At 71.7% G+C, this 14465-nt stretch carries 8 protein-coding genes and 1 pseudogene; 2 read left to right on the top strand and 7 right to left on the bottom strand.

Going from position 1 to position 14465, the window contains the following annotated elements; translation table 11 throughout:
* Positions 1 to 10: 10 nt before the first annotated feature.
* The 5 genes from narI to NQO67_RS26500 form a co-directional block, all read right to left on the bottom strand.
* Positions 11 to 754 carry a respiratory nitrate reductase subunit gamma gene (narI, locus tag NQO67_RS26520; RefSeq protein ID WP_255952791.1) on the bottom strand — a complete coding sequence of 248 codons (744 nt, stop codon included), beginning with the start codon at positions 752 to 754 and terminating at the stop codon, positions 11 to 13.
* Complete coding sequence (gene narJ, locus NQO67_RS26515; RefSeq protein ID WP_255952790.1) at positions 751 to 1488, bottom strand: nitrate reductase molybdenum cofactor assembly chaperone; 738 nt, start codon at positions 1486 to 1488, stop codon at positions 751 to 753. The genes narI and narJ overlap by 4 nt, the downstream gene beginning before the upstream one ends.
* Positions 1485 to 3164, bottom strand: coding sequence for a nitrate reductase subunit beta (gene narH / locus NQO67_RS26510; RefSeq protein WP_255952789.1), 1680 nt, complete (start codon positions 3162 to 3164; stop codon positions 1485 to 1487). Before narH ends, narJ begins: the two co-directional genes overlap by 4 nt.
* Positions 3164 to 6877: a nitrate reductase subunit alpha gene (locus tag NQO67_RS26505; RefSeq protein WP_374119121.1), complete on the bottom strand. Its 3714-nt coding sequence runs from the start codon at positions 6875 to 6877 to the stop codon at positions 3164 to 3166. The genes narH and NQO67_RS26505 overlap by 1 nt, the downstream gene beginning before the upstream one ends.
* A gap of 262 nt (positions 6878 to 7139) precedes the next feature.
* A complete protein-coding gene (locus NQO67_RS26500) occupies positions 7140 to 8216 on the bottom strand; it encodes a tellurite resistance/C4-dicarboxylate transporter family protein (protein ID WP_255952788.1) in 1077 nt (358 codons plus the stop codon).
* Between the two features lie 225 nt (positions 8217 to 8441).
* Here NQO67_RS26500 and NQO67_RS26495 point away from each other — a divergent pair, with 225 nt between their 5' ends.
* The gene (locus NQO67_RS26495) at positions 8442 to 9329 is read left to right on the top strand and encodes a TIGR03620 family F420-dependent LLM class oxidoreductase (protein WP_255952787.1); all 888 of its coding nucleotides are present in this window, start codon (positions 8442 to 8444) and stop codon (positions 9327 to 9329) included.
* Positions 9330 to 9629: 300 nt separating this feature from the next.
* Positions 9630 to 12950, top strand: coding sequence for a lectin (locus NQO67_RS26490; RefSeq protein ID WP_255952786.1), 3321 nt, complete (start codon positions 9630 to 9632; stop codon positions 12948 to 12950).
* A 246-nt stretch (positions 12951 to 13196) separates the two neighbouring features.
* Here the strand turns inward: NQO67_RS26490 and NQO67_RS26485 are convergent, their stop codons facing one another.
* A complete protein-coding gene (locus NQO67_RS26485; RefSeq protein ID WP_255952785.1) occupies positions 13197 to 14084 on the bottom strand; it encodes an aminoglycoside phosphotransferase family protein in 888 nt (295 codons plus the stop codon).
* Positions 14085 to 14212: 128 nt separating this feature from the next.
* Positions 14213 to 14396: pseudogene (locus tag NQO67_RS44355) on the bottom strand (hypothetical protein); the annotation flags it as partial.
* Positions 14397 to 14465 lie beyond the last annotated feature (69 nt).

Raw genomic sequence — 14465 nt, 5'->3', positions numbered from 1 at the left:
CCTGGGCCGTTCAGTACCGGACGCCGATGCTGCGCCAGCGGCGGTCGCTGGTGCCCGGCTCCGTGGGGGGTGCCGGGACCCGGCTGCGGTAGACGATGAAGGGCCGCCACAGGTACCACAGCGGAAAGCTCCAGGCGTGCACGAGCCGGCTGAAGGGCCAGACGGCGAGGATGGCCCAGGCGGCGGTGGCGTGGATCTGGTAGATCAGCGGCGCGTGGTCGATGGCGGTCACGTCCGGGCTGCCGGCGAACAGGCCGCGGAACCACAGGGCGACGCTGCTCCGGTAGTCGTAGCCGGCGCCGAAGAGGTTGATCCCCACCGTGGGGATGACGCCCAGCACGATCACGACGGCGAGGAGGACCAGCGCGAGCCAGTCGACCGCGCTGGTGGTGGCCCGTACCCGGGGCACGGCCGTGCGGCGCAGGGCGAGCACGGCCACACCGATGAGGACGCCCAGGGCGGCGATGGCGCCGGCGACGGACGAGAACCAGCGGTAGGCCTCCTCCGGGATGCCGAGCCATCGGGTGAACGACTCGGGGACGAGGATGCCCAGCGCATGTCCCGCGATGGCGCCGAACGTGCCGTAGTGGAACAACGGTCCGCCCCACTTGAGCATCCTGCTCTCCTGGAGCTGGGTGGACCGGCTGGTCCAGCCGAACTGGTCGTACCGCCAGCGCCAGACATGGCCGATGACGAACGTGGCCAGGGCGGTGTACGGCAGGATCACCCACCACCACAGGTTCCAGGAGCTCATCGGCGTTCCTCCGTCGAACGGTGGTGTGCGGGGGTCGTCAGGTACGCGGGTGGGGCGAACGGCTCCAGTCCCACCTCCTCCCGGGGCGGCCCGTCCGCCGCCAACCGGCGCAGCAGGGCGCGCTGCCGCGCACCCGGCACCGGCAACCGCCCGCAGACCACGTCCAGGACCGCCGCGTACGCATCGGCCGCGGACGGGTCGGGCGGGGGCTGGTCGGGCGGAGGACGACCGGCGGCATGGGGGACGGCCGCGGGTGGGGTGGCCGCCGTGCGCAGGGCCTGGCGGAGGAGTTCCAGGCCGGCCCGGTGCTCCAGGAGGATCCGGTGGCCGTCTTCGGGTGCGACGGCGGCGAACTCCAGGATCAGCGGCAGGAAGTCGGGCAGCTCGCCGTCCGGCGGCCGGTGGCCGGCCTGCCGGTAGGCGTGTTTGAGGGCGAGCAGCGCCATGCCACGGGCGCGGGTGTCACCGTGCCGGTAGTACGTCAGGTGCAGGCTGCGGCGCCGGGTGTGGTCGAACGTCACGACGTAGGCCTGCTCCGCACCGGTCGGCGGCAGCCCGCGCAACCGGCCGGCGACGGCAGCGAGCCGCTCCCGGTCGGCCCGGTCGTGGATCGCCGGGAGCGCGGCGGTCACGTCGGCCAGCGAGGCGAGCGTCGCCGCGTCCGGGTAGCGCAGCAGGATCGAGGCGATGCGGTGCACCAACGGGGTGTCGGGGGCGACACGGCGACGGGTCATGAACCGCTCCCGTCGCCGAACAGCCCCGGCGCGTCACCCTTGCCGTTCCAGCCCAGCAGGTTGAAGCGCGTCCGGCCGTCGCTGTCGCGGAAGGTGCTGCCGTCACCGGAAGCGGACGGCCCGGCCGCCCCCGGCACGGCGGGCGGCGCCCCGGCCGGCCGGTCGCCGTGCTGCCGGGCCCCGTGACCCACCCCGTGGCCAAGGACACCGCCGGGATCGCCCACCGCGCAGTGCTGGGGCAGCAGGGCGCCGGCGTCCTCGGCATGGACCCGCGGCACGACATAGCGGTCGTCGTACTTGGCGATGGCCAGCAGCCGGTAGAGGTCCTCGATCTGGTCGGCCGTCATGCCGACCGAGTCGAGCAGTTCCTGGTCGACTCCGTCGCCGAGCTGGCGGCGGCGCATGTGCCCGCGCATCGCGGTCAACTTGCGCAGCACGCCCTCGACCACGGCGGTGTCCCCGGCGGTGAACAGGTTCGCCAGGTACTCCATGGGGATGCGGAGCGCGTCGATCGCCGCGAAGACCCGGTCGGGGTCGTCGTCGTGGTAGCCGGTGGCGTGCACGGCGTCGGTGACCGGGGAGAGCGGGGGCACGTACCAGACCATCGGCAGGGTGCGGTACTCCGGGTGCAGGGGCAGGGCGACCCGGTGCCGTGCGATCAGGGCGTGGACCGGGGAGCGCCGGGCGGCCTGGATCCAGTCGTGCGCGATGCCGGCACGCTCGGCCGCCGCCCGCACCTCGGGGTCCTCGGGGTCGAGGAAGACCGACAGCTGTGCCTCGTAGAGGTCCTTGTCGTCGGGGACGGAGGCGGCCGCCTGCACGGCGTCGGCGTCGTAGAGCAGCACGCCGAGGTGGCGCAGCCGGCCGACACAGGTCTCGGAGCAGATGGTGGGCTGCCCGGCCTCGATGCGTGGATAGCAGAACGTGCACTTCTCCGCCTTGCCGGTGCGGTGGTTGAAGTACACCTTCTTGTACGGGCAGCCGGAGACGCAGAACCGCCAGCCGCGGCAGCGGTCCTGGTCGACCAGCACGATGCCGTCCTCCGCCCGCTTGTACATCGCCCCGGACGGGCAGGACGCGACGCAGGACGGGTTGAGGCAGTGCTCGCAGATCCGCGGCAGGTAGAACATGAACGCCCGCTCGAACTCCATCCGCACCTGCTCGGACATGCCCTGGAAGTTCGGGTCACGGGCGGCGTACCCGGCCGACCCGGCGAGGTCGTCGTCCCAGTTCGGGCCGGCCGAGGGCGTCATGTCACGGCCGGTGAGCTGGGACTTGGGGCGAGCGCTGGGGAAGGAGTCGGACAGCGGGGCGGTGGTGAGCCGGTCGTAGTCGTACGTCCAGGGCTCGTAGAAGTCGTCGAGTGCGGGCAGCTCGGGGTTGTAGAAGAGGGTGAGCAGCTTGCGCAGCCGGCCACCGGCGCGCAGCCGCAACCGGCCGCGGCGGTCCAGCGTCCAGCCGCCCTTGAAGCGGTCCTGGTCCTCGTAGCGGCGCGGGTAGCCGGTGCCTGGCTTGGTCTCGACGTTGTTGAACCACATGTACTCGGCCCCCGGACGGTTGGTCCAGGTCTGCTTGCAGGTCACCGAGCAGGTGTGGCAGCCGATGCACTTGTCGAGGTTCATCACCATGGCGACCTGCGCCATCACCCGCCCGATGGCGGGGCGGTCGCGGGGCATCAGAACTCCACCTCCTGGCTGCGCCGCCGGATGACGGTGATCTCGTCGCGCTGGTTGCCGGTGGGTCCCGTGTAGTTGAACGCGTACGAGAACTGGGCGTAGCCGCCGATCAGGTGGGTGGGCTTGATGAGCAGCCTGGTCAGGGAGTTGTCACCGCCGCCGTGCAGCCCGGAGGTCTCCGTCCTGGGGACGTTCAGGTGCCGGTCCATGGTGTGGTACATGAACACCGTGCCCTGCGGCATGCGGTGGGTCACCACGGCGCGGCAGGCCACCACCCCGTTGCGGTTGTACGCCTCGATCCAGTCGTCGTCGCCCACCTGGATACGCTCCGCGTCCAGCGGGCTCATCCAGATCACCGGGCCGCCGCGGAAGAGCGTGAGCATGTGGGGGTTCTCCTGGTACTCGGAGTGGATGGACCACTTCGAGTGCGGCGTGAGGTAGCGCACCACGAGCTGGGGGCGCCCGTCGGCGGCGCGGGTCGGATCGCCGAAGTGGGCGAGCATGTTCAGGGGCGGCCGGTAGGTCGGCAACTGCTCTCCGAACTCCGCCATCCAGTCGTGGTCGAGGTAGAAGTGCTGCCGTCCGGTGAGGGTGTGCCAGGGCTTGAGCCGTTCGACGTTGACGGTGAACGGGGAGTAGCGGCGGCCGTGCGCCTCGGTGCCGGACCACTCCGCCGAGGTGATCACGGCGCGCGGCTGGACCCGGGTGTCGCCGAAGGTGATCCGGTCGCCGGCGCGTTCCTCGGCCAGGTCGGCGAGCTGCACCCCGGTCTGCTGCTCCAGGGCGCGCAGCGATGCGACCGCCAGCCGTCCGTTGGTGGTGCCCGACAGGGCCAGGATCGCCTCGCAGAACTGGTCGTCGCGGGCGAGCGACGGCCGTCCGTCGGCCACCCCGCCGCGCACCGTGCCGTTGCTGCGGCGCAGTTCGTCGATCTCCTGGTCGGGATGCCAGGTGATGCCTTTGGTGGTGGTGCCGAGGGTGTCCAGCAGGGGGCCCACGGCGGCCAGTTTCTGGGCCACCGCCGGGTAGTCACGCTCGACCGTGACCAGCTTGGGCATCGTCCGGCCGGGCACCGGCGCGCACTCGCCGGCCTTCCAGTCCCGCACCCGGCCGTGCGGCTGGGCCAGCTCGTCGGGGGTGTCATGGGCGAGCGGCGCCGCGATCACGTCCCGGCGCACCCCGAGGTGGGTGGCGGCGAGCCGGGAGAACTCGGCGGCGATGGTGTGGAAGGCGTCGAAGTCGGTGCGGGTCTGCCAGGGCGGGGCGATCGCCGGGTTGAAGGAGTGCACGAAGGGGTGCAGGTCGGTGGAGGACAGGTCGTGCTTCTCGTACCAGGTGGCGGCGGGCAGCACCACGTCGGAGAAGAGGCAGGTGCTGGTCATCCGGAAGTCGACCGCCACCGACAGGTCGAGCTTGCCGACCGGTGCCGTCTCGCGCCAGACGACGTCCTTCGGGCGCAGCTGCGGCGGGGTCTCGGCGGCGGTGACGGCATGGTCGGTGCCCAGCAGATGCCGGAGCAGGTATTCGTGGCCCTTCATGGAGGAGGCGAACAGGTTCGCCCGCCAGACGAGCAGCACCCGCGGGAAGTTCGCGGGATCGTCCGGGTCCTCGGCGGCGAGGCGCAGCCGGCCCGCCGTCAGCTCGTCGACGATGTGCTCCGGCACCTCCTTGCCGGCCCGCTCGGCCTCGTCGCACAGGTCCAGCGGGTTGCGGTCGAAGGCCGGGTGGGAGGGCAGCCAGCCGAGCCGGGCGGCGAGCGCGTTGCAGTCCGGCAGGGTGCGCCCGGCGAGCCGTCCGGTGCCCAGCGGGCTGGTGAGGGCGTCGGCGGTGAACGCCTCGTAGCGCCACTGGTCGGTGGCGAGCCAGAACAGCGGGGTGCCCACCATGTGCCGGGTGGGCCGCTGCCAGTCCAGGCCGAAGGCGAGGTGGAACCAGCCGGTCAGCGGGCGCACCTTCTCCTGCCCGACGTAGTGCGCCCAGCCGCCGCCGTTCACGCCCTGGCAGCCGCACATCTGGAGCAGCGACAGGAAGGCACGGTAGATCTGGTCGGAGTGGAACCAGTGGTTGGTGCCGGCGCCCATGGCGATCATGGATCGGCCGCCGGTCCGCTCGGCGTTGCGGGCGAACTCGCGCGCCACCCGTGTGGCCGCCCGCGCCGGCACCGAGGTGATCGCCTCCTGCCAGGCCGGGGTGTAGGGCTGGGTGGCGTCGTCGTACCCGGTGGGCCAGCTGCCGGGCAGCCCCGCACGGGCCACCCCGTACTGCGCGAGGACCAGGTCGAAGACGGTGGCCACCAGGTGCCCGCCGATCCGCAGCGCCGGCACGCCGCGCCGCAGCACCCCGCCGGACTCGCACGGCCCGGTGTCGAACCGCGGCAGGTCCACCTCCACCGCCTCGGCGCCCGGCTGCCCGTGCAGCGTCAGCAGCGGGTCGACGCCGTCGAGATCCAGGTTCCAGCGGCCCCGTCCCGAGTCGGTCCAGCGGAAGCCCACCGAGCCGTTGGGGACGACCGGGCGGCCGGTGCGCGCGTCCCACAGCACCGTCTTGAACGCGGCGGCGTCCCCCGGGCCGTCGGACCCGTCGGCGGCGGATTCGGGCAGGTCGGCGGCGGTGAGGAACTTCTCGGGAAGGTAGCCGCCGGCGCGGGCCCGGAGTCGTACCAGGAACGGCAGGTCGGTGTAGGTCTTGGCGTACTCGGTGAACCGGGGCACCTGCCGGTCGCGGTGGAACTCGGTGAGGATCACATGCCCCATGGCCATCGCCAGCGCCCCGTCGGTACCGGGTGCGGCGGCCAGCCAGTCATCGGCGAACTTGGTGTGGTCCCCGTAGTCCGGGGAGACCACCACGACCTTCTGACCGCGGTAGCGTGCCTCGGTCATGAAGTGCGCGTCCGGGGTGCGGGTGATGGGCAGGTTGGTGCCCCAGACGATGAGGTAGCCGGCGTTCCACCAGTCGCCGGACTCCGGCACGTCGGTCTGGTCGCCGAACACCTGCGGGGAGGCCATCGGCAGGTCCGCGTACCAGTCGTAGAACGACGCGATCGTGCCGCCGATCATCGACAGGAACCGGGTGCCGACCGCGTAGGACGCCATCGACATCGCCGGGATCGGCGAGAACCCCACGATGCGGTCGGGACCGAACCGCTTGACGGTGTGCACCTGCGCGGCGGCGACCAGCTCCGTCACCTCCGGCCAGGTGCAGCGCACGAAGCCGCCCTTGCCGCGCACCCGCTTGTACCCGGCGCTGCGCTCCGGGTCTGCGGTGAGCCACGCCCATGCCTCCACCGGGTCCGGGTGCCGGGCCCGTGCCTCGCGCCACAGCTGGAGCAGGGTGCTGCGGACGTAGGGGTAGCGGATCCGGGTGGGCGAGTAGGTGTACCAGGAGAACGAGGCGCCGCGCGGGCAGCCGCGCGGCTCGTACTCCGGGGAGTCCGGCCCGACGGACGGGTAGTCGGTGGCCTGGGTCTCCCAGGTGATCACCCCGTCCTTGACGTACACCTGCCATGAGCACGAACCGGTGCAGTTGACGCCGTGGGTGGAGCGGATCTCCCGGTCGTGCCGCCACCGCTCATGGGAGAACTCCTCCGCCGCCCGGCCACCCCTGCGGTACAGCACCCGCCGGTCGGGGGACTGCTCGCCGGGGAAGAAGTACTGCGCGCGGCGCAGCAGCCGTTCGGCTGCGTCGGCGGCACGGTCCACCGTCACCTCACGCACCTCCTCGACGATCGGTGGGCGGGTCGGTCCGGGGCGGGGCGGGCGGGTGCCGAGCGTGTCGGCGGGGTGCCGGGCTGGGCGCCGTGGGGGGACGTGCGTCGACCGGGACCGGGGCAGGACGCGCCGTGCGGCACACCCCGGCGGCACGGCCCGCGGGACGCACCAATGTGATCAGGATCGGCGTGCGTCACCCGGCCCGCAAGCGGCCAATCGCGCGAATCGTCCAGGCGGACGGGGACACGCCCCCAGGGTGCCGGGGGGGCTACCGCCCGTCCGCTCCGGTCGGCGCCGCACGGAACTGTCGCGCCGCGCGCACCAGGGCGACGAGCATGCCGAGGAACACGGCGAGCCAGACCACCGCCGCCACGCCGGCCTCGGCACCGCTCGCCGTCACCAGCCAGTGCCTCCCGGAGGCATGGCCCAACTCCCGGGTGGCCACCGCGTACATGCCCAGCGGGAAGACCATGGCCCACAACCCCGTCTCGTACCGCAGGGAGACCCTCCGCAGCAGGTGCCGCCAGACCCCGAGGCACAGCAGCAGCGGGATCAGCCAGGTGCAGAACGACCACAGCAGCAGCGACAGGCCGAGCGCGAAGCCATGCGGCAGCAGGATCGCCCCCGCCGGCAACTGGAGGATCCTGGCGCCGGCCAGCACGCTGATCGCCCCGGCTCCCATGAAGATCCAGTACGGCGGGATCAGCTCGTGGGGCGTGATCCGCTCCAGCAGCAGCCGGGCCAGGGCCAGGGCTGCGGTCAGCAGGTACTGGATGAGGCCGACCGCCCAGCACACCGAGGCGAAGGCGCCCAGGGCCCGGCCGAACGCATGGGGCGCCAGCGAGGCGGCCGCGACCGCCACCGACTCGGTGCCCACCACCCAGAGGAACCATGTCCCGTTGACCTGGCCGAGTGAGACGGCCTGTTCGGTGGTGATGCGGAGCATCGGGACGCCGTAGCCGAGGATCAGCCAGCCCGCCACGCCGATCGCCAGCAGCACGGCCGTCGCCTGGTAGTGGTGGTCGGCCGACAGCCGGGTGCCCAGCACGTCGGAGGCGGCGACGACGGTGAGGAACGCGAACCCGTTGGGCCCGGCGAGGTCGTGCAGGAAGCGTTGCCGCCAGCTCACCAGACGCCACACGTAGGCGGCCCACAGGACGACGTAGCCGGCGCCGCCGATGTAGAGCAGCGCCGTCGAAGCGGCGTGCGTGTCCGCCGTGGCCAGTGCCGTGGAGACGATGCCGGTCGCCATGACGAAGGCGAACGCGCCGGGGTTGAGGCTCCCCACCGCGGCCGCCACGGGTCGCCACGCCGCAGGACGCCGGGCATCCGCTGTCCCAGTCACGATCTCCTCGCCGCCCGACCGCTGATCTTTCCGGGTGCCAGTGTGACGCCGAAAGGGCGATCATGGAAGGCCCCCTCGGTGCGGACCGGCGGGATGCCCGCGCGCGAAGGCCCCACCCGCCCCACGGAGGGCATTCACCCCATTTACTCCGTTTTTCCCGATAGGATGTCACCAGGCAGCCGAGGAGCAGGAATAACCGTGACGGGTGAGACCGCTGGTCCGAACATGACTGTGATCAATCGTGAGGCATTCGGGCGGGTGGGCATCTGGAGCCCGGCCCTGAAGACGACGGGCGACGCTTCGGCACGGCGCGGCGAGGTCGAGGAGGCCGTCGCCGAGCTGGACGAGCTGGGGTACGGGACGATCTGGCTGGGCGGCAGTCCGTCCGTCGCGGACGCCGCGGCCGTCGTGGCCGCCACGCGCCGCACCACGGTCGCCACCGGGATCCTGAGCATCTGGCAGTACCCGGCCCAGGACGTCGCCGAGCAGGTGGCACAGCTCGACGAGCGCGCCCCCGGACGCTTCGTGCTCGGCCTGGGAGCCAGCCACGAGGCGCTGGCGCCGGGGCGGTACGCCAAGCCGTACTCGACCATGGTGGCCTACCTCGACGACCTCGACGCGGCACGGCACCCGGTGAGCGCCGGCCAGCGCGTCCTGGCAGCGCTCGGCCCGAAGATGCTGAAGCTCTCCGCCGAACGCACCCTCGGCGCCCATCCCTATCTCGTCACCGTCGACCACGTGGCACAGGCCCGCACCACGCTCGGGCCCAAGGCACTGCTGGCGCCCGAGCTGAAGGTGGTCCTCGACACCGACCGGGAGAGCGCCGGCGCCACCGCCCGGAACGTCCTGGGGATGTATCTCCAGCTGCCCAACTACACGAGCAACCTGCTGCGCCTGGGCTTCACCGAGGACGACTTCGCCTCCGGCGGCAGCGACCGGCTGCTCGACGCGCTGTTCGTACGGGGCGACGTGGAGCAGGTCAAGGAGCGCGTGGCCGCCTTCCATGCCGCGGGCGCCGACCACGTCGCCCTCCAGGCGCTGCCTCCCGCGGACCGGGCGACCGAGCTGCCGCGGGACGACTGGCGCGAGTTGGCGGCGGCGCTGCTGGACTGAGCCGGGCCCGGGGGATTGACCCGGCCCGGGGGCTCGGGCGGCGCCTTCCCCCCGCCACACCTTGTGAAGGTCCCCGCCGCGGTCATTGACATGTCCTCACCCAAGCGATCTACTCATCGCCCGTGCGGGCGATGGCAACGTTGTCAACACCGCGGACCGCGGAGCGCGGGGGCGGCGGAGCCGATCGGTCGCCGTCCCCCCAGCACCGCCGTGTGCGAGGCACGAACCGCGGAGGCAACGATGGTTGGTTCAGGGCGCCAGAGCGCGCCGAGTTTCAGAGGATTCCGACGGCCGTGGGCCGTGCTGTCCGTCCTGGGCGTCGTGGCGCTGTCGCTCCAGGCGGCCGGTGGCGCGGCCGCCGCCGACGGACCCGAGCCGGTGCGGGATCCGGCCGCGCTGGTCAATCCGTTCATCGGGACGTCCGGCGCGGTGAACACGTTCCCCGGCCCCGACGTGCCGTTCGGCATGATGCAGTGGGGTCCCGACACCACGCCCAGCCGTGCGCAGGGCGGCGGCTACGAGTACGACAGCAGCAAGATCTCCGGCTTCAGCCTGACGCATGTCTCGGGTCCGGGCTGCAACGTCGCGGGTGACGTGCCGATCCTGCCGGTGAGCGGGGAGCTGCCGGCGGACCCGTCCGGCAGCTCGGTCGGGTTCAGCCATGCCGACGAGCAGTCCACGATCGGCTCGTACACGGTCAAGGACTCGGCGGGCGTCACGACCGAGCTGACCGACACCGCTCGCGCCGGTCTCGGCCGGTTCACCTTCCCGGCCGGGGCGAAGTCGAGCCTGCTGCTCAAGCTGAGCGGCGGGGCGACCCAGGTCGACGGGACCCAGGTGCGCGTGGTCGGGGACCGCGAGGTGGTCGGCTCGGTCGACAGCGGGCACTTCTGCGGCGCGAAGAACGCCTACACGCTGCACTTCGACATCAAGTTCGACCACCCGTTCACCGAGTCCGGCACCTGGGCCGGCGACACCGTTCACCAGGGCGCCGACGCCCTGAAGCTGGGCCGGGCCCGGCCGGCGGACCCGACGCGGCCGGCGCAGGGCACCGGGCCGTCGCACGAGCGCCACTTCACCGTGCCCGACCGGACCTCCCCGACCGTGCACGGCACGCTGCGGTCCACCGGCTCGGCGCAGGGTGGCGCGGGCGGCTCGCACAAGGACGACGGTGCGCCGGTCACCGACGCCAACGGGATGTACCTGACCTTCGACACCAGCACCGACCGGGCGGTGACGGCGGCCGTCGGCATCTCGTACACGAGTGACGCGGGCGCGACGGCCAACCGCACGGCCGAGGTCAAGGGCTGGAACCTCGACACGCTGCGCACGGCGAGCCACCAGGCCTGGAACGACGTGCTCGGCAGGATCCGGGTCGGCGGCGGCAGCCACGACCAGCAGGTGCAGTTCTACACGGCGCTCTACCACGCGCTGCTGCACCCGAACGTGTTCTCCGACGTCGACGGCCAGTACATGGGCATGGACGACAAGGTCCACAAGCTGGCCAAGGGCCAGCGGGCCCAGTACGCCAACTACTCCGGCTGGGACACCTACCGCTCCCAGACGCAGCTGATGGCGATGGTGGAACCCGACGTCACCGGGGACATCGTCACCTCGATGCTCAACGGCTACGACCAGACGGGGCTGCTGCCCAAGTGGGCCTCGAACAACGGCGAGAGCTACGTCATGGTCGGTGACCCGGGCGCCGCCATCATCGCCGACGCCTACGCCTTCGGGGTCCGCGGCTTCGACACGGGCCACGCCCTGGAGGCGATGGTGCACGAGGCGACGGAGCCCAACGACGACCGTCCCGGTGAGGCGGTGCGCGACGCCAAGGGCTATCTGCCGCTGGACGAGACCGACTACGGCTGCTGCAACTTCTACGGCCCGGTCTCCACGCAGCTGGAGTACGACAGCGCCGACTACGCGCTGGCGTCGTTCGCGAAGTCGCTGGGCAAGGACGACCTCTACACGAAGTTCGCGACCCGCGCCCAGGACTGGCAGAACGTGTTCAACCCGCAGTCCGGCTACCTCCAGGCCAGGAACGCGGACGGCGGGTTCGCCGGCGGCTTCACGCCGGGCACCTCGACCGGCTTCGTGGAGGGCACCTCGGCCCAGTACACCCCGATGGTGCCGTTCAACCTCAAGGAGCTGATCACGGCGCGCGGCGGCACGGACGCGTACGCCTCCTACCTGGACAGCCTGCTGGACGACATCACCGACCCGTCCGGCACCGACGCCAACCTGAGCAACGAGCCCAGCGTGGAGATCCCCTGGGAGTACAGCTACCTGGGCCGGCCCTGGAAGACCCAGGCGGCGGTGCGCGAGGCGCAGCAGAAGCTGTACTTCAACGCCCCGGTGGGCTCCTTCGGCAACGACGACCTGGGCGCGATGAGCTCCTGGTACGTCTGGTCGATGCTGGGCGCCTACCCGGAGACACCGGGGACGGACACGCTGGTCCTGGGCAGCCCCGCCTTCCCGAGCGCCGAGATCACCTTCGCGGACGGTCACAAGCTCACCGTCGACGCCCCGCAGGCGGCCCCCGACGCACCGTACGTGCAGTCGCTCAGCGTCGGACACCAGCAGTGGGACCGCTCCTGGCTGACGTTCGGTGACTTCAGCAAGGCCGGTTCGCTGGACTTCACGCTCGGCACCACGCCGAACACCTCGTGGGCGTCCGCACCGGACGCGGTGCCGCCGTCGGACACCACCGGCGGCGGAAAGCTGCTCGCCGCGACCGGGCCCGGCAGCGACGGGCTGATCATGACGCCGGGCGGCAGCGGCGAGGGCACGCTGGCCCTGACGAACCTGGGCGCCTCGCCCGTCACCGTCGACTGGACCGCGCAGGCCCCGTCCGGCGTGACGGTCGAGCCGGCGTCGGGTTCCCTCACCGTGCCCGCCTCCGGCAGCGCACAGGCGAAGGTCGCGGTCACGGCGGGCGACAAGGAGGGCACCTACCCGGTGGCCTTCGCGCTCACCGACCACGACACCGGCAAGGACCTGGGCAGCACGTCCCTGCGGGTGGCCGTGGCGCAGCCGGGCGAGCTGTGGCCGTACGAGACGAACAAGGGTGAGTACGCCGACGGCGCCACCTTCACCGGTGGCTTCGACGACGGTGGCTGGGCCTACTCGCAGGATGCGCTGGCGGCCGCCGGGGTCACCAGCGGCGCGAAGGTCACGGCGGACGGGATCACCTACACCTGGCCCACCATGGCCGAGGGCCAGCCGGACAACCTGGCGATGGCGGGCCAGACGATCCCCGAGCCGGACGGCACGAAGGGCTCGGCGCTCGGCCTGCTCGGCGCCGCGGTCAACGCCGGCGCGGAGGGCGTGCCCGGCACCCTCACCATCACCTACACCGACGGCAGCACGGCCAAGGAGAAGATCACGTTCAGTGACTGGACCCTGGGCGGCGGCAGCGGCACTCCGGTCGAGGGGAACACCACGGCCGTCACCACGGCCTACCGGAACACGGCGGACGGCGGCCGGGACCCGGTGAAGGCGTACGTCTTCGCCACGCAGGTCCCTCTCGACGCCGGCAAGACGGTGGCGTCCCTCACCCTGCCGGTGACCGGCGCGGAGGGCAGCGCGCACTTGTTCGCGCTGACGTTCGCGCCCTGACGTTCACGCCCTGACGGGCGGTGCGCCGAAAGGGGCCCGTGTCGCCGTGGGACGGCGGGACGGGCCCCTCCTCGCAATGGCCCGATCATCGCATCGGGCAGGCGGTCTGGTGCTGTGACCGCATCAAGGTGCCGATGGCGGCCTGGCGGCCTGGCCTACGACGCCTGCTTCCATGCCGGTCGTGCGCACCGTCCGGTCCATGCCCGGAGGCCGGCGGGGCGAGTGGGCCAGTCCCCCCACAGGCGACTATGCCGTGAGGCGGTCCGCTTCGGCCAGCAGCAGATCGCCAAAGGGCTGAAAGCCAATACTGCACGCGTAGACGCCGCTGAAGACTCGGTGGATGGTTCCCCATTCCCAGATGGCGGTGGCATCCACGCCCGTGCGAGACGCCAGTTGCTCGGTCCGCGCCCAGAGGTCATCGCCGAGATCCGGGGTGCACCGCACGATGGTGCCGAGATCGCACGCCGGTTCGGCCCGCAGCCCGGCTGGATCGATGAGCTTGTAGCTGCCGTCGCTCGCCCGCAGGGCGTTCATCTCGTGGATGTCACCGTGGACCAGAACCGCGGACCGATCGTCGTGGGCAAGGCGACGACGATGCATGCAATTCAGCGCGTCCGCCACAGTGGCCGGCGAACACGGTCGTCCCGCCTGCTCCCATAGTCGTGGCAGCCGATCGGCGTACCGCTCAGCCAGCATCGCGCCGGTGGGAAGGTCGATGTCGGGACCGACCGGACGCCACAGGCGAACCGCCACTTCGCACAGCAAGTCGTGGCGGCGTGCGCGGTCGGCGACGATGTCGTACATCGGAGCCCCAAGGCGCTCCAGAAGAAGGGCTTGTCGCCCCACGTCCTCGCCCAACAGCCTGGCGCATCCCCCTCCGTTCGCCAGGCGCAGCACCATGGCTTCCCGCCCCACGTCGTGACCTGGTACACCGATCTTCAGGACCGCCGGAGTTCCGTCAGCAAGGGTCACCTCGACGACCAGGGCGGCGTGACCGCCCGCGAAGCTGGACCCGATCACCAAAGACCACTCCTGGGCCAGCGAGTCGACCACGCCCGGCACCTCGTCCAGCCAGGATTCGTTCCCGTCGGTGATGACCTTCTTGCGGACCTGGTCAGGAATATCGAGGTTCATCTCGCCAACCTAGTGCGGTGATCGCATGGGTTCGCCGCATTTGTTCAGGCTGCCGTCTTGAGGGGGCGCCCGCCCCAGCGAATGCCTTTCTCGCTGCGGATGCGGGTGCGTTCCTTGCGTGGTCGGGGCACAGCCCGGACGCTGTCCTCGTCGGGGCTCGGCCAGCCGGGCGATGACCGGGACCCGGTTCCCGCAGCCCGAGGCCGGGAGCATCATCGCGCGCCGGTAGCGCACCGAACCGGTGCTGCCGCGGCGCACGATCTGCTGCGGTTTCTGTCCCTGCTCTGCGGTCCCAGCAAGTGTGACTTCCATGGCACCGATCGCATACTCGCTGCAACCGTCAGCGTGTAAAGAGGGACCCGTGTCGCCGTGGGACGGCGC

The organism is Streptomyces odontomachi (assembly GCF_024435355.1).
Taxonomy (GTDB): Bacteria; Actinomycetota; Actinomycetes; order Streptomycetales; family Streptomycetaceae; genus Streptomyces; species Streptomyces odontomachi.
This window is presented reverse-complemented; position numbering and strand designations above follow the sequence as displayed.

Excerpts from the sequence above, each read along its gene's own strand:
- narJ (WP_255952790.1), bottom strand. The coding sequence starts at position 1,488 with ATGACCCGTCGCCGTGTCGCCCCCGACACCCCGTTGGTGCACCGCATC.
- NQO67_RS26495 (WP_255952787.1), top strand. The coding sequence starts at position 8,442 with ATGACTGTGATCAATCGTGAGGCATTCGGGCGGGTGGGCATCTGGAGC.
- narH (WP_255952789.1), bottom strand. The coding sequence starts at position 3,164 with ATGCCCCGCGACCGCCCCGCCATCGGGCGGGTGATGGCGCAGGTCGCC.
- narI (WP_255952791.1), bottom strand. The coding sequence starts at position 754 with ATGAGCTCCTGGAACCTGTGGTGGTGGGTGATCCTGCCGTACACCGCC.
- NQO67_RS26485 (WP_255952785.1), bottom strand. The coding sequence starts at position 14,084 with ATGAACCTCGATATTCCTGACCAGGTCCGCAAGAAGGTCATCACCGAC.